General features: G+C 61.0%; 20 protein-coding genes and 1 pseudogene. 10 read left to right on the top strand and 11 right to left on the bottom strand.

The window, feature by feature from the left end:
• The first annotated feature begins 2 nt into the window (after positions 1-2).
• The 3 genes from BX592_RS21425 to BX592_RS21435 all read left to right on the top strand — a co-directional run bounded on the left by BX592_RS21425 (position 3) and on the right by BX592_RS21435 (position 3,744).
• Positions 3-1,262, top strand: a complete 1,260-nt coding sequence (locus BX592_RS21425; protein WP_134194253.1) for a sugar ABC transporter permease — start codon at positions 3-5, stop codon at positions 1,260-1,262.
• A gap of 24 nt (positions 1,263-1,286) precedes the next feature.
• On the top strand, positions 1,287-2,018 hold the full coding sequence (locus BX592_RS21430; protein WP_134194255.1) for an SDR family oxidoreductase: 732 nt from the start codon (positions 1,287-1,289) through the stop codon (positions 2,016-2,018).
• Between the two features lie 91 nt (positions 2,019-2,109).
• Positions 2,110-3,744: an FGGY-family carbohydrate kinase gene (locus BX592_RS21435; protein ID WP_134194257.1), complete on the top strand. Its 1,635-nt coding sequence runs from the start codon at positions 2,110-2,112 to the stop codon at positions 3,742-3,744.
• A gap of 26 nt (positions 3,745-3,770) precedes the next feature.
• Here BX592_RS21435 and BX592_RS21440 read toward each other — a convergent pair whose 3' ends face one another.
• On the bottom strand, positions 3,771-4,238 hold the full coding sequence (locus tag BX592_RS21440) for a hypothetical protein (protein WP_134194259.1): 468 nt from the start codon (positions 4,236-4,238) through the stop codon (positions 3,771-3,773).
• Between the two features lie 475 nt (positions 4,239-4,713).
• On the opposite strand from BX592_RS21440, the gene BX592_RS21445 reads away from it, so the two are divergent.
• Together BX592_RS21445 and BX592_RS21450 are read left to right on the top strand one after the other, a co-directional pair.
• Positions 4,714-5,025 (top strand): hypothetical protein, encoded by a 312-nt coding sequence (locus BX592_RS21445; protein ID WP_134194261.1) that lies wholly within the window; start codon positions 4,714-4,716, stop codon positions 5,023-5,025.
• A 45-nt stretch (positions 5,026-5,070) separates the two neighbouring features.
• Positions 5,071-5,346 carry a hypothetical protein gene (locus BX592_RS21450; protein WP_134194263.1) on the top strand — a complete coding sequence of 92 codons (276 nt, stop codon included), beginning with the start codon at positions 5,071-5,073 and terminating at the stop codon, positions 5,344-5,346.
• A 385-nt stretch (positions 5,347-5,731) separates the two neighbouring features.
• Here BX592_RS21450 and BX592_RS21455 read toward each other — a convergent pair whose 3' ends face one another.
• From BX592_RS21455 to BX592_RS34195, 6 genes and pseudogenes are all read right to left on the bottom strand, one after another.
• Positions 5,732-5,935 (bottom strand): hypothetical protein, encoded by a 204-nt coding sequence (locus BX592_RS21455; RefSeq protein ID WP_134194265.1) that lies wholly within the window; start codon positions 5,933-5,935, stop codon positions 5,732-5,734.
• Positions 5,936-5,937: 2 nt separating this feature from the next.
• Positions 5,938-6,399, bottom strand: coding sequence for a type VI secretion system amidase immunity protein Tai4 (locus BX592_RS21460; RefSeq protein ID WP_243849656.1), 462 nt, complete (start codon positions 6,397-6,399; stop codon positions 5,938-5,940).
• The gene (locus BX592_RS21465) at positions 6,396-6,896 is read right to left on the bottom strand and encodes a type VI secretion system amidase effector protein Tae4 (RefSeq protein ID WP_134194269.1); all 501 of its coding nucleotides are present in this window, start codon (positions 6,894-6,896) and stop codon (positions 6,396-6,398) included. The genes BX592_RS21460 and BX592_RS21465 overlap by 4 nt, the downstream gene beginning before the upstream one ends.
• Positions 6,893-7,093, bottom strand: coding sequence for a hypothetical protein (locus BX592_RS21470; RefSeq protein WP_134194271.1), 201 nt, complete (start codon positions 7,091-7,093; stop codon positions 6,893-6,895). The genes BX592_RS21465 and BX592_RS21470 overlap by 4 nt, the downstream gene beginning before the upstream one ends.
• A complete protein-coding gene (locus BX592_RS21475) occupies positions 7,090-7,200 on the bottom strand; it encodes a hypothetical protein (protein ID WP_446687002.1) in 111 nt (36 codons plus the stop codon). Before BX592_RS21475 ends, BX592_RS21470 begins: the two co-directional genes overlap by 4 nt.
• A gap of 7 nt (positions 7,201-7,207) precedes the next feature.
• Positions 7,208-7,375, bottom strand: a pseudogene (locus BX592_RS34195) (nucleotidyltransferase family protein); the annotation flags it as partial.
• A 29-nt stretch (positions 7,376-7,404) separates the two neighbouring features.
• Between BX592_RS34195 and BX592_RS35370 the strand changes: the two are divergent.
• Both BX592_RS35370 and BX592_RS35375 read left to right on the top strand, forming a co-directional pair.
• Positions 7,405-7,698: a hypothetical protein gene (locus BX592_RS35370; protein ID WP_446687001.1), complete on the top strand. Its 294-nt coding sequence runs from the start codon at positions 7,405-7,407 to the stop codon at positions 7,696-7,698.
• An 81-nt stretch (positions 7,699-7,779) separates the two neighbouring features.
• The gene (locus tag BX592_RS35375) at positions 7,780-8,016 is read left to right on the top strand and encodes a hypothetical protein (protein WP_446687000.1); all 237 of its coding nucleotides are present in this window, start codon (positions 7,780-7,782) and stop codon (positions 8,014-8,016) included.
• Positions 8,017-8,663: 647 nt separating this feature from the next.
• Here BX592_RS35375 and BX592_RS21485 read toward each other — a convergent pair.
• Positions 8,664-9,236: a DUF488 domain-containing protein gene (locus BX592_RS21485; protein ID WP_134194273.1), complete on the bottom strand. Its 573-nt coding sequence runs from the start codon at positions 9,234-9,236 to the stop codon at positions 8,664-8,666.
• Positions 9,237-9,258: 22 nt separating this feature from the next.
• On the bottom strand, positions 9,259-9,729 hold the full coding sequence (locus BX592_RS34530) for a hypothetical protein (protein WP_243849657.1): 471 nt from the start codon (positions 9,727-9,729) through the stop codon (positions 9,259-9,261).
• Between the two features lie 17 nt (positions 9,730-9,746).
• Here BX592_RS34530 and BX592_RS21495 point away from each other — a divergent pair, with 17 nt between their 5' ends.
• A complete protein-coding gene (locus BX592_RS21495; RefSeq protein WP_134194275.1) occupies positions 9,747-9,989 on the top strand; it encodes a DUF2795 domain-containing protein in 243 nt (80 codons plus the stop codon).
• Positions 9,990-10,134: 145 nt separating this feature from the next.
• A complete protein-coding gene (locus BX592_RS21500; RefSeq protein ID WP_134194277.1) occupies positions 10,135-10,347 on the top strand; it encodes a hypothetical protein in 213 nt (70 codons plus the stop codon).
• A gap of 27 nt (positions 10,348-10,374) precedes the next feature.
• Here BX592_RS21500 and BX592_RS21505 read toward each other — a convergent pair whose 3' ends face one another.
• Positions 10,375-11,232 (bottom strand): SDR family oxidoreductase, encoded by an 858-nt coding sequence (locus BX592_RS21505; protein ID WP_134194279.1) that lies wholly within the window; start codon positions 11,230-11,232, stop codon positions 10,375-10,377.
• A 179-nt stretch (positions 11,233-11,411) separates the two neighbouring features.
• The gene (locus BX592_RS21510; protein ID WP_134194281.1) at positions 11,412-11,906 is read right to left on the bottom strand and encodes a YciE/YciF ferroxidase family protein; all 495 of its coding nucleotides are present in this window, start codon (positions 11,904-11,906) and stop codon (positions 11,412-11,414) included.
• Between the two features lie 287 nt (positions 11,907-12,193).
• Here BX592_RS21510 and BX592_RS21515 point away from each other — a divergent pair, with 287 nt between their 5' ends.
• Complete coding sequence (locus BX592_RS21515) at positions 12,194-13,363, top strand: zinc-dependent alcohol dehydrogenase (RefSeq protein ID WP_134194283.1); 1,170 nt, start codon at positions 12,194-12,196, stop codon at positions 13,361-13,363.
• The last annotated feature ends 28 nt before the right edge of the window (positions 13,364-13,391 follow it).

The following is a 13,391-nucleotide window of genomic DNA, read 5'->3' on the forward strand; positions in this document are numbered from 1 at the left end:
TCATGAGCAAGGAAACACGACACGCTCCGGAACCGTCGCCGTTGCTGGACCGCAGCGATGTCCGCGTGAAGCATGCGGCCGGCATGCGCGACACGCTCGGCGCGTTTGTCGACCGCGTGCGCTCCGGCGATCTCGGCTCGCTGCCGGTTATCGTCGGGCTGGTCATTATCTGGACCGTGTTCACCAGCCTGAATCCGGTCTTTCTGTCCGCCAACAACCTGGTGAACCTGCTGTTCGACTGCTCGACGGTCGGCGTGATTTCGCTGGGCATCGTCTGCGTGCTGCTGGTCGGCGAAATCGACCTGTCGGTCGGCTCGATGAGCGGCTTCGCATCGGCGCTGGTCGGCACGCTATGGGTGAATGAAGGCTGGCCGGTGCTGCCGGCCATCGTGGTCGCGATCGCGGTGGGCGCGGTCATCGGCGCGATCTACGCGCTGCTGCTCAACCGCCTCGGCATGCCGAGCTTCGTATCGACGCTCGCTGGACTGCTCGCGATTCTCGGCATGCAACTGTATGTGCTGGGCACCAGCGGTTCGATCAACCTGCCATACGGGTCGACGATGGTGAACTTCGGGCAGCTGATGATCATCCCCGCGCTGGTCTCGCACATCCTCGCGCTGTTGCCCGGTGCGGCGATTCTGCTGATCGGCCTGCGCACACGCGAACGCCGCCGCGCCGCGCGTCTGTCCGCGCCTTCGGTGACCAGCCTGCTGATGCGCAGCGCGGCAATCACCGTGTTTCTCGAGATCGTGGTCGCCTATCTGAACCAGGGCCGCGGCGTGCCGCTGATGTTCGGTGTGTTCCTCGGTCTCGCGGTCGCGATGGACTATGCGCTGACGCGCACCCGCTGGGGCCGCTCGATGAACGCGGTCGGCGGCAACCGGGAAGCGGCGCGACGCGCCGGCATCAAGGTCGGCGCGATCTATACGAGCGCATTCGTGCTGTGCGCGAGTCTTGCCGCGCTGGGCGGCGTGCTGACCGCCGCGCGGCTCGCATCGGCCAGCCAGCAGGCCGGCTCCGGCGACGTGAACCTGAATGCGATCGCGGCGGCGGTGATCGGCGGCACGAGCCTGTTCGGCGGCCGCGGCAGCGCATATTCCGCGGTGCTCGGCATTATCGTGATCCAGTCGATCGCAAGCGGCCTGACGCTGCTGAATCTGTCGTCGTCGCTGCGCTTCATGATCACCGGCGCGGTGCTCGCGATCGCGGTCATCGTCGACTCGCTGGCGCGGCAGTCCCGGGTCTCGCATGGTCGCGCGTAATTCAAGCCAACAACGGAGTCGTCAATGTCAGAATCGATCAAAGGAAAAGTGGCCGCCATTACGGGGGCGGCGTCGGGCATCGGCTTCGCGTGTGCGCGCGCGCTGGTCGCACAGGGCGCGAAGGTCGTGCTGGTCGACCGTGCGCAAGACCGGCTCGAGAAATGCTGCGCGGAACTCGGGCCGAACGCACTGCCGTTGCAGCTTGATCTGCTAAAGCCATCGGACATTTCCACATTGATGCTGCCAAAAATTCTCGCGCTCGCCGGCCGCCTCGATATCTTTCATGCGAACGCCGGTGCATATATTGGCGGCGACGTGGTGAACGGCAATCCGGACGACTGGGACCGTATGCTGAATCTGAACATCAACGCCGCGTTCCGTTCGGTGCAGGCGGTGCTGCCGCATATGGTCGCGCAGAAGACCGGCGACATCGTGTTCACCAGTTCGATCGCGGGTATCGTGCCGGTGGTATGGGAGCCGATCTACACCGCGTCGAAATTCGCAGTGCAGGCGTTCGTTCACACGACGCGGCGCCAGGTGGCAAAACACGGCGTGCGGGTCGGCGCAGTGGCGCCCGGCCCGGTTGTCACCGCATTGCTCGACGACTGGCCAAAGGCAAAGATGGACGAAGCGCTCGCGTCGGGCAGCCTGATGCAGCCCGAGGAAGTCGCCGACGCCGTGCTGTTCATGTTGACGCGGTCGCGCAATGTGACGATCCGCGACATTGTGATTCTGCCCAATAGCGTCGATCTCTAATCGCTCAAGTGCAGCCGGCGCGGAGGTCCTGTTCAGATCGCTCGCGAACCGCTTGCAAACACCCTCTATCTTTTTCGACCCGTAGCGAGCTATGACTTCAGCCAACGAGACTATCCGCGCGACGCCCGGCGCGCGCTATGTGATCGGCGTCGACGTGGGCACCGGCAGTGCGCGCGCCGGCCTCTTCGATGCGGCCGGCGTGATGGTCGCGTCGGCGAAGCACGACATCACGGTTTTCCATGAAAGCGGCGCGATCGTTGAGCAGTCGAGCGGCGAAATCTGGAGCGCGATCTGTCATTCGGTGAAGGAAGCGCTGGCGCTGGCCGCGATACCGCCTGAACAGATCGCAGGCATCGGGTTCGACGCGACCTGCTCGCTCGTCGTGCTGGGCGCTGGCGGACAACCGCTACCGGTCGGTCCGTCCGAAAAGGCCGAACGCGACATCATCGTGTGGATGGATCACCGCGCGGTCGAACAGGCGCAACGGATCAACGATACCGGTCACGATGTGCTGAAGTTCGTCGGCGGCAAGATCTCGCCCGAAATGGAGACGCCGAAACTGCTCTGGCTGCTGGAGAATCGCCCTGAAGTGTTCGCGGCAGCGTGGCAGTTTTTCGATCTGGCCGACTTTTTGACCTGGCGCGCGTCCGGCGATCTGGCGCGGTCGACCTGCACAGTCACCTGCAAATGGACCTATCTCGCGCACGAGCGGCGCTGGGACGAAAGCTACTTCCGCACCGTCGGCCTGTCCGTGCTCGCCGATGAAAGCTTTGCGCGCATTGGCCGGCGGATCGTCGAGCCGGGCACGCCGCTGGGCAACGGGCTGACCGCGAACGCGGCCGCCGAACTCGGTTTGCGCGCGGGAACACCGGTCGCTTCCGGCGTAATCGATGCGCACGCCGGCGGGATCGGCACGGTCGGCGCCGAAGGCAACCCGGAATCGTGTCTCGCTTACGTGTTTGGTACGTCGTCGTGCACGATGACGACCACGCGCGAGCCGGTGTTCGTACCCGGCGTATGGGGACCGTATTACTCGGCGATGGTGCCCGAAGCGTGGCTCAATGAAGGCGGACAATCGGTGGCCGGCGCGGCCATCGAACGACTGCTTACGATGCACCCGGAGACCCCACGTGCGGAAATCAACGCGGAGCGCTCCGGCGAGTCGTTACCGGCGATGCTTGCCAGGCTCGCCGCACAGCGATCAAGTAGCCTGTCAGACGCGGTAAAGCTCGCTGAAGGCTTGCATGTAGTTCCGGAGTTCCTCGGCAATCGCGCGCCGTTTGCCGATCCGCATGCGCGAGCGGTGATCGCGGGCGTCGGGATGGAAACCGGCCTGGAGAGTCTGATCGCGCTGTACATTGCCGGTGTTTGTAGCATCGGTTATGGGCTGCGGCAGATCATCGAGACGCAGGCTCAAGCCGGCGCGCCGATCGAGCAGGTGGTGATTAGCGGCGGCGCTGGACGGCTCGATCTGGTTCGTCAACTGCTTGCCGACGCCACCGGTAAGCCGGTGCTCGCGACTCAGGCGCAAGAGCCGGTGCTGCTGGGTGCGGCGATGCTGGGCAGTGTCGCGGGCGGGCTGTTCGGCGATGTGCGCTCGGCGATGACCGGGATGTCGCGCATCAGCAAGACGTATGCACCGGCCACGGGCGACATCGCGGCGTTGCATGATGCGCGGTATCGCGCGTTTACGAAGCTACAGCGTGTCGCGAAAGAAATCCGTTAGTTTGTCGCGACGATAAGGCTTCCCGCTTATTGCCCCGTCACATGCGAGTTCAAGAACGCGACGTAGCCGTTCTGCGTCTTGATGATCTTCTCCGCGCATTCGTCATAGTCCGAACCTTTCTCATCGTTGGCGCCGTACATCGCGCGGCATTGCGCGAACAGCGTCAAGGTTGCGCCGCCGCTCGTTCCTTTGGCGACACGCGTTGCCGAGAAAGCCACGTCGCCTGAACTGGACGGCACGTCGGTGTCGATCGCGAATGCGTCGGCGCGCGTGATGGATGTGTTCGAATGCAGTTCGATATACCGCTTGGTTTGCACCCACGCGGCATCGCACTGCGCAGTGCCGCTGCAATCGACCGCGGCGTTGCGCTGCGCGGTGACGAGGTCGGCTTCGTGACGCGCGTAGCGCGCGGCCTGCGCTTCCTTGTCGGTGGAGCAGGCGGTGAGTGCAAGCGAAACGACAGCGACAAGCGCCAGGGCAGCATTCTTTTTCACGGGTCGGGTCTCGGGCTCGGGTTGAGCGGGATTATAGCTGTGCGCTTCGAGTGGTCGACGATTGCGGCGGCGAAGGGATCCAAGTGCAATGGTGGATACGGCGAGGTGAAGCGTAGGCAACGTAAAAATGCCGCTGGATTATCCAAAGGGATTTTGCGTTGGACATCGTAGCCGTCGTACGACGAACCTAGCTTGCACGGTTGATCCTGGCTCAGATGGGTCGCCCTATACTTCGGATACCGTCATGATTTTGACGGTTCGGGCTTGGCAGCCTGATAGCGTCGAGACCAGCACGCCTGTATATGCGGGCCGTGCATTGCCTCTGTACGTTCATTGACAATGGGCGGGCCGTGGCAGGGAGACCTTCGGGGTCTGCCGGTTTGGTCTCGGCGCCGGTCTGCCAACCCTGTCATCGTGCCCGCTCACCGACTTCTTCGGTTAGTCGCGGGCTTACTCTGACAGAGGAGGACGCACAGTGACCAACACACCTCAAGCAGTCTTGTTTTCGAAACAGCACAGAAAGCGCTATGCGCATCTTGAGCGGTTTAGCCTCACCGCCGTTACCCATGCCGTTCGAACCAGCAATCAACTGAAGCAAATTAGCGCGATGTTGAGTGCCATTGCGCGCGACGCCGCGTCGCCGGACGAACGGAAAGCATTGCTCCAGGGAGTGACGACGCTAGCGCAAAGCTACGCGTCCGACGCGCGTATGGACATGGAGCACATGTCGATTGCCCAGATGAGGTACACGCCGCGCTGGAAAGCGTTCAAGAAGCGCGGGCGGTAAGGTTGAAATGGCTTGTCGGTGAAGTGAAGGGAGAAGGAACGAATCATGAGCACAAAAGCAAGCATCAAATGGCGCGACAAAACGGCGGATCAGCCCGGATTTCATCGTTATCACGATGTACTCGAAGAGCTTTTCGGTGGTGAGGACGAAACGGCGATTTATCTGCAGCTCGATGGCGTGCAGCTGCAACTTGAGACTATATGCGACGGCCATGTTTCCGTGACCATGGAGCTGCCACGGGAGACCGCACGCGTGCTCGGACTTCTTTCCGATGCAGCCGTCGAGAGTGGAAATATAGGTAGTCTGCGGCGGTCGAAGTAGCTTCAACCTGGAGTTACCGCAGCGTGTGAGACCTGAGGTCGCACAACGCAGACTCGCTATCGAGGCGGATCGCGAATTCCGTTTTCCGCCTCGGTCGTCGTGAGACGGCAAAAGTCTCAGATAACGCGTCCCGGGATATTGAAGGCAAGTAGACAACCTGAAGGTACATAGCGGTGAGCAAAATCGACGCCCCCACCAAACCCAGCTTAATGTCTGGGTTTGGCGTTATTAGAAACGATCTCCTAACCTGATGTAATGTACAACAGCGAATGCGGAGAAGACTAAACCCATAAACAATCCACTAATCACAACAAACGTTACGTCCTTTATTCCCCAAGGATCGCTACCACCATAGACTGCAATCGCCATTAAAACGGAAGTCGCCTTAATTGCGGCGAAACACAGCAATGACAGCGTAAACGCCAGAATTACTACAAGCAACAGCCTGATCATTTATTTTGCCCAAACTGATTCTTAACTCCATTACTGGCTCGATGCGCCTCGTACCGTCGTACTCGGTGGGAAATTCGGCTTCTTCGGCGATCCGTGCACATGCGCTGGCCAGTGCCTCAATGCTGTAAGCGCTCATATTCACTTCGGCTTTGCTGGTGGCGGATTGTCCTGACGGTAAGTCCGCTTGGGATTGATGACCATGCGCTTGGTAAGCACGTCCAATTCCTTGCTGTGGTACATGTCCAGGCACTTCAGGAAGTCGAATCGGACCCCCTTCATTTCGGATTCGACCAGTGGATTGTGATAGTCGCGTGCCAAATAAACGTCCACTAGAGACTTGATCGCGTCCGGGCTCTTTTCCAAGTCGTAGTAAGTCCAGTCCCGCAACGCGCTGACACTGCTGCCGGCATCAATGGCCGCATTCTTGTCGTTCGTATAAGCGTTCGCTATGCAGGTTGCCAGAACCATGTCCTTGTAATTCTGAGCATAGGTACGTGTTCCGGCCTGAGGAGACGAATGCCGATCGTCTGCTGCACTGCCAACTAGAGGCAAGAGCGTGAGGGCCAAAGCAGCCAGAATACGGAGCCCAATCTTCTTCACGGCAAACTCCAGAAGTTGGCACGGTCGGTTCGGTAGTTCACGCCGGGCTCGTTGAAATAGCAGTGGTCATAGCAGTCGCTGCCGTTGAACAACGTTGCATGGCCGCGCGCGTCAGACCAACCCGAAATTTCAAACAGGATCAAGCCTTTCTTTCCGATGAGAGATCCACCACCCGACGGTGGATACTCCACGATTTCGGGTTGCCCCCATCGCAGTTTCAGGAAGGCTATGAGGTTATCGACGCGGAAGAAATACTGCCGCTTGTCGGCGCCGGATACGGTCTGACCAGGAATGCCTGGAATAAGCAGGCCAGACTGATTCAGGATATAGCTCATGCGGACTGCGCAAGTATTGCCCCACTTCTGTTTTGGATCGGGATTGTTGATGTTTTTCTCAACGTAGCCACCAATTACCTTCGCCACCTTGGCCGCTGAGTTCGCAGGGTCATAGATTCGCATGGAAGCCACCCAGGCGGCAGTAAAAGACGGTCGAGTCATTTGTCATCCTTGTTCTTGGAGCTCAGAAAAATGGTCGTGGTGCAGTTGCCGATGATCGTTTCGGCCACGGTCGTTTTGCCTGCCAGTTCGGTCATCATCTGGTTCATCAGCGCTGACTTGCCAGAACGCGGCTCATGGTTCGCTGGGTTGATCACGAAGGAAGCGCCGATCATTGGCGGCTCGTTGTCGTCAGTCATGGTTCCATCCCATAGTCGTTGCGGTCTTCGTCGTCGGCATCCTGACGTACTGCGGGCAGTTGCTTGAGCAATTCCGGTTGCGCCGTCTGCACGGTGTCCCACACCATATCGAGGTTAATGTCGAAGTAGCCGTGGGCGATGCGGCTGCGCCTCCGCGAGCACCTTGGCCCGGAACTTCGGCGGCAGGTCGCCGGGTGTCAGCAGATCGACGTGGAGGCCGAGAAACGATTCCAGCTCGACTTGCAGACCACCCAGGTCGAGCAGCGTCGCACCAGGCAGCGCCCGACAGGTCGAGGTCGCCGCGGCTCGCCGTGAGCGCTAGCGCGTCGTTCGCCGTGGTATGGCTACCGGCAAGGTTCAGCGCGGTGCCGGCAATCGCGATCTCGCCGCCGCCTGAATTGCGCCCGGTTGCCGTGACTGCGCCGCTCGCGGATACGGAAAGGTTGCCGCGATCGGCAATCGTGCCATCGCCGTTCACACCCGCGCCGAGCGTGCCCGACGAAGCGACGCTCCCCGCGCTGATGCTCGCGTCGTGCTGTGCCGCGAGCACGCCGCTGTGGATCAGCGCACCTGACGTGCGCGCACTGACATTCTGCTGCGCGTAAATCGTCCCGCTGCTATCGATGCCCTCGCGTGCATTCAGCGCAACGTTGCCGCTGGCCACGCTCTGACCTGCCAGCAGCAGCTTGCCTTCGGAGGTCGGCACGAGGTCACCGGCCTGCGCGGCCAGCACACCGCGGCTCGACACGCCCACACCGTTCTCATTGCCGACCAGCACGATGCGGCTCGCGTACATGCTGCCCAGATTGCTGACGTCGATTGAGACGCCAGGCACCGCGCCAACGCCCGCGATTGGCGTCGCATCGAGCGTGTCATGGCCGATCGCGTTCGCACCCGCCACGACGTTCAGGTTCTTTGCGTAGATCGCTGCATTGACCTGCGTCGGGATCACTGTCGGAGCGTTCGGACCTGCCGGAACAATCGCTTCAGGCGTCTGCGCGAAGGCCGATGACGGCGCGCCGCCGAACAGCACAAGCGTGGCGAAGGTGATCTCTTCTCTCAGCCGGCTGTCCAGCAGCCGGTATTTGTTCTTGTTCATCGATTTCGTTCTGGAATGCTAATTTGTGACGCCACGTAAACTAGCTTCAGAAGACAGGTCGCGTCGCGCCCGCCTGACCTGTGGTGAACCAGATACAACGGTTTCTGTTAAATCGGAGTTTTCCTATCGAGCGCGCGCATCAGACGCAGTAGCTCGTTCGCGCGAAGATTTTTCGCCGTCGCGATCTGCGACAGCGAGACGTGCCAGAACCGCTCCGATATCCAGATCACGCACGCGGCGACGATCGACAGCGCACCCGCGGCGCAAAGGTCTGAACGACCTGAAAAAGCTGCAAAAGCGCTTTGGGGCGCTGAATGATGTGGTCGCCAGTCGCGAACTGCTGTGCAGCCACCGGAACTCGCTTCCGCAGCCGGCATCGCGACGCTTCGCGATTGAGCTCGAGAAAGAACAGAAGCGTCGCCTCAAGTCAGCCGCAAAACTGCTGTGATCAGCAAACCTTGGTTGCCGCGATCAATCTGAATTTGCGCCGCCGGACCGCGTCTTAGTTCGCGCTGAAGGAGAGTCGCCATCCGGATACGCGACTGTGCCGTCCGGCTGCGGACATGCACCGGGCGTGAGCGTCGCGGCGCCGATCTCGTCGGCATCGATGATATGCACCACCGTCTCGCCACGCGCGATCAGGTAATCGGTAATGATCCTGCGGTGACAGCGCCACCATAGCGTCTCGGCGCACATGATCGCGCAATGGCCGTCGCGGCCCAGTTCGAGCAGCTGCGAAAAGCCCGCGGCAAACTCGCTACCCATCGCGTAGTCCGCGTAGTTATGGAACGACTGGTTTTTCCAGAACGCGTTTGTTGCGGGAGAAACATCTTTGCGCCGGCTGCGCCGCCCGCCGAGTTCGGCAATATGCAGGTATCCGATTGACGGGGCGATCGCGTCCGGTAGCGTGTCGATATTGAACTGCGGGTTCGTACCGGAACGGGGAATTCGACGGACGTCCGCGAGCCTGACGATCTGCGCGCTGTGCAGCAGCGACAGAAATCCGTCCAGGGTCCGGTTCGAATGGCCGATCGTAAAGAACATGCGAACATGCGCGCGAATGCGCCTACCGCGCGTCCGCCAGTTGCGCTCCGTCGGTCGGCCGAAGCGACGCCATCGCGCGCAACAACGAAAGGCCTACCGGTGTAAGCGCCGGCATTGCAATGCCATTTACCGTCTGTTCAAGCGCAATCAGTTGCTGCTCCAGCAGCGTCTGAAGTTCGCCGCGGTCGAGATCGGTCAGTTCGGGCGCATTCCTGATGAGCAACAAAGTTGCGAACTCGTGAGCACTTAACATTTGCGCCTCCCGTTGTTGCATCACCTGGCTAAACGTTTCGAATTTAAATGCGGCGCCTATGAATGTTAAGCGCATCGCGATGTCCGTAACGCCCTCTTTGCGTACGATCCTGAAAATCGGGGCTTTCCGAAGGTTTCCGCTACCTGTCAAGGCGATCGCCAATGGGCAAGGCGCTGCCGCCGTGCGAGCGACCGGGGTGGGGAACAAGCCATGCTCAGGTCCGATGGCCAACTTCGGCATCGTCCCGGGAGCACACCATGTCATCGAACCCATCGAACCCATCGAACCCATCGAACACGAAGAACCCGCAAATCCGCAAGTTCATCGATGTGCAAAAGGCACTGAAGGGCGCGTCCTACCCCGCGCGCAAGCAGTCGTTACTGGAAACGGCAAAACGCAATGATGCCGATGAAGAGGTGATGGAGGCGCTGGCCGCGCTTGACGACAGCGAGTTCGAAAGTCCCGCTGCGATTTCGAAGGCGGTCGGCAACGAAGAGTAGACACAGGCGCCGCTGTCCGCGCAGCTGTCGCGGCGTTTACGAGCGGCGCGCGACAACCTGCGTGGCCGCGTACGTGGTTGCCTTAGCGGTTTGCGTCGCGCATTGAAGTGCAATGGACGACGCATCCATCAGGAGGAAATGTTTAATGGAATTCGATTACCGGCACTATCACATCGACGCGTCGCCGCTCGCGGAAGGCGGGCGGTACTTCGCACGTGCGCGCATTTTCACCGCCGCGGGGAACGGCGCGCGCGACGAGGTCAAGTGGAGCGGCGACGTCGGTCAGTTCAGTTCTCAAGAGGACGCCGCCGAATGCGGCCGGAACTGGGCAATCGATTGGTGCGATAGCCAATCGTGACACGGTCCGGCCGCCTCGCGGCAGCGACTACAGCATCGGCGCGCCACCCGTGACCGCGACCGTCGCACCGGAGATATAGCTGGCTTCATCCGAGGCAAGCATCACATACGGAGGCGCGACTTCGGCCGGCTGACCCGGCCGCTTCATCGGCACTTGTTTGCCGAATTCGGCCACCTTGCCGGGAGGCATCGTCGACGGAATCAACGGCGTCCAGATGGGCCCAGGCGCGACGCAGTTGACCCGGATTCCACGCTCCGCGAGCGACTGTGCGAGCCCGGCGGTGAAGTTCTGGATCGCGCCCTTCGTCGTCGCGTACGGAAGTAAAGCTGGGTTCGGCTTGTCCGCGTTGATCGACGCCGTATTGACGATCGACGCACCGGCCTTCATATGCTTCACCGCGGCACGCGCCAGCCTGAACATCGCACCGATATTCGTATCGAATGTGCGGTCCCACTCTTCGTCGCTGATCTGATCGAGCGACGGGTAAGTCATCTGGTATGCCGCGTTGTTCACCAGCACATCCAGCCGGCCGAATTCGCGCATTGCACGCTCGACGATCTCGTCGCAATGACTGCTCTGCGCGATATCGCCGCTTACGAGCACCGCCTTGCGGCCGGCCTGTTCGACCCAGCGCGCGGTTTCCTGGGCATCGTCGTGTTCGTTCAGGTAGGCGATCAGCACGTCCGCGCCTTCGCGCGCGAAAGCGATGGCTACTGCGCGCCCAATACCGCTGTCACCGCCGGTAATGATCGCGGCTTTGCCCGTGAGGCGACCCGCGCCGCGGTAACTTTGCTCCCCATGGTCCGGTTTCGGCTGCATTGGCGCGGTGCGGCCGGGCGTCTGTTGCTGCTGTTGTGCGGGAATGGACGGTTGCGTGTCAGTCATCGGTAGCTCCCTGTTGCCGACCCTGTCCGGGGCCGTGATCCGCCATGACGCAGCAAACCGCGAACCCGCGTGCCGACCGGGCGACGGTGATGCACGCCGCCCGCCCGACGCGAAACGACACGCGGACTACCCCGGATTTCCAAAGAAACGGAAGCAGCCCGCGATGCACGCGACGCATGTCAGGCCGCTTTTGCCTGCGGATTGCCGACCTTCTCTGCAAACTCGGTCAGCTTCTTGTCGGTGGCCTTTTCTTCTTCGAGCGTCTGCTTGAGCAGCGTGACGCCGTCGTCGAAGCCGAGCGCCTTGCCCAGTGCGCACAGCGTGCCGTATGCGGCGATCTCGTAGTGCTCCACCTTTTGCGCGGCGCCGATCAGACCCGCGTCGAGCACGGCTCCTTTCTCGATCTCTTCAATCAGTTCGTCGCCCTCTTCAATCAGCCCTTCCATCGCGACGCATTTGATCCGCTTCAGCTTCAGGCCGGATTTTTCGACTACCTGATCGATTCGCTCGATCTGGCCGTGCGTTTCCTGCAGGTGACGCTGGAACGCCTGCGACAGCTGCTCGTTGGTGGCCGCGCGCGACAGTTTCGCGAGCGCCCGCGTCAGCTGCTTTTCAGCGCTGTAAATGTCGGATAGCGAATGAACAAAAAGATCGTTGAGTGTTTTGCGGCTCATGGGACTCTCCTTTGACAAGTGTCGATCAACCACGTCGAGTGGCCAGTGTCCATGCGCAATGCACATGCCAAAAGCGGTTCGTGGTCCCAATGTGCGTACACGATTGCGCGCGCAACGACATATGCAGCGCCAGATCGGCGGCGCTCATACTGCACGCGTTACGCATGACACCCGCCGACCCGCCCGCCATCCGGAACGGAAGATGCTCGGACAAACGTGAGCGCGTCCGCTCGCGGCTCCGATCATCATGTTCCCGCGTTGACCAACCCCGCACCCTGGAGGCAAATATGAAGGCTCTCAGATGGCACGGCAAAAAAGACATCCGGTGCGATACCGCGCCGGACCCGATCATCGAGCACCCGCGGGACGCGATCATCAAGGTCACGACCTGCGCGATCTGCGGCTCCGATCTGCATCTGTTCGACGGCTTCATGCCCGGCATGAAGCATGGCGACATCATGGGCCACGAATTCATGGGCGAAGTGGTCGAGGTCGGCAAAGACAATGCCGCGCTAAAAGTCGGCGACCGGGTCGTCGTGCCGTTCACGATCATTTGCGGCGAGTGCGATCAGTGCAAGCGCGGAAATTTCTCCGTGTGTGAGCGCTCCAATCGCAGCAGCGAGGCGGCCAATAAACTATTCGGACACACGACAGCCGGCCTGTTCGGCTATACGCACCTGACGGGCGGCTATCCGGGCGGGCAGGCCGAGTACGTCCGGGTGCCGTATGCCGATAAAACCCACATCAGGATTCCGGATGGACTGACCGATGAACAGGTGCTGTTTCTCGGCGATATTTTTCCAACCGGATGGCAGGCAGCCGCGCAATGCGACATTGAACCGACCGACACCGTCGCGATATGGGGAGCCGGCCCGGTCGGACAGATGACGATTCGCAGCGCGGTATTACTAGGGGCGCGTCAGGTCGTCGCGATCGACTGCGTGCCCGAGCGTCTCGAGATGGCGCGCGCGGGCGGCGCGACGACCATCGACTTTAAAAACGAAAGCGTGCTCGAGCGGCTGCGCGATCTGACCGCCGGCAAAGGACCTGAAAAGTGCATCGACGCAGTCGGCATGGAATCGCATGCAACCCGCTCGCTAGACTCGATGTACGACCGCGCGAAACAGGCAGTCATGCTCGAAACCGACCGGCCGCATGTCTTGCGCGAGATGATTTACGTGTGCCGTCCGGCCGGCACACTATCGGTGCCGGGCGTTTATGGAGGCGTGATCGACAAACTGCCGATGGGCGCATCGATGAACAAGGGTTTGACCTGGCGCATGGGACAAACCCATGTGAACCGCTGGACCGATGACCTGCTGCGCCGCATTCAGGAAGGGCAGATCGATCCGTCGTTCGTTATTACGCATTCGGTGGCGCTCGCCAATGGACCGGAAATGTACAAGACGTTTCGCGACAAGGAGGACGGTTGCATCAAGGTCATATTGAAACCGTGAATGCCCGTCCGCGCCCGGCCGCGATCAA

Origin of the sequence: Paraburkholderia rhizosphaerae, assembly GCF_004366595.1 — a bacterium.
Lineage (GTDB): Bacteria > Pseudomonadota > Gammaproteobacteria > Burkholderiales > Burkholderiaceae > Paraburkholderia > Paraburkholderia rhizosphaerae.

Excerpts from the sequence above, each read along its gene's own strand:
- BX592_RS21500 (WP_134194277.1), top strand. The coding sequence starts at position 10,135 with ATGGAATTCGATTACCGGCACTATCACATCGACGCGTCGCCGCTCGCG.
- BX592_RS21505 (WP_134194279.1), bottom strand. The coding sequence starts at position 11,232 with ATGACTGACACGCAACCGTCCATTCCCGCACAACAGCAGCAACAGACG.
- BX592_RS21485 (WP_134194273.1), bottom strand. The coding sequence starts at position 9,236 with ATGTTCTTTACGATCGGCCATTCGAACCGGACCCTGGACGGATTTCTG.
- BX592_RS21515 (WP_134194283.1), top strand. The coding sequence starts at position 12,194 with ATGAAGGCTCTCAGATGGCACGGCAAAAAAGACATCCGGTGCGATACC.
- BX592_RS21470 (WP_134194271.1), bottom strand. The coding sequence starts at position 7,093 with ATGACTGACGACAACGAGCCGCCAATGATCGGCGCTTCCTTCGTGATC.
- BX592_RS21425 (WP_134194253.1), top strand. The coding sequence starts at position 3 with ATGAGCAAGGAAACACGACACGCTCCGGAACCGTCGCCGTTGCTGGAC.
- BX592_RS21465 (WP_134194269.1), bottom strand. The coding sequence starts at position 6,896 with ATGACTCGACCGTCTTTTACTGCCGCCTGGGTGGCTTCCATGCGAATC.
- BX592_RS21475 (WP_446687002.1), bottom strand. The coding sequence starts at position 7,200 with ATGGTGTGGGACACCGTGCAGACGGCGCAACCGGAATTGCTCAAGCAA.
- BX592_RS21455 (WP_134194265.1), bottom strand. The coding sequence starts at position 5,935 with ATGAGCGCTTACAGCATTGAGGCACTGGCCAGCGCATGTGCACGGATC.
- BX592_RS21510 (WP_134194281.1), bottom strand. The coding sequence starts at position 11,906 with ATGAGCCGCAAAACACTCAACGATCTTTTTGTTCATTCGCTATCCGAC.
- BX592_RS21495 (WP_134194275.1), top strand. The coding sequence starts at position 9,747 with ATGTCATCGAACCCATCGAACCCATCGAACCCATCGAACACGAAGAAC.
- BX592_RS21430 (WP_134194255.1), top strand. The coding sequence starts at position 1,287 with ATGTCAGAATCGATCAAAGGAAAAGTGGCCGCCATTACGGGGGCGGCG.
- BX592_RS21450 (WP_134194263.1), top strand. The coding sequence starts at position 5,071 with ATGAGCACAAAAGCAAGCATCAAATGGCGCGACAAAACGGCGGATCAG.
- BX592_RS21435 (WP_134194257.1), top strand. The coding sequence starts at position 2,110 with ATGACTTCAGCCAACGAGACTATCCGCGCGACGCCCGGCGCGCGCTAT.
- BX592_RS34530 (WP_243849657.1), bottom strand. The coding sequence starts at position 9,729 with ATGCCGAAGTTGGCCATCGGACCTGAGCATGGCTTGTTCCCCACCCCG.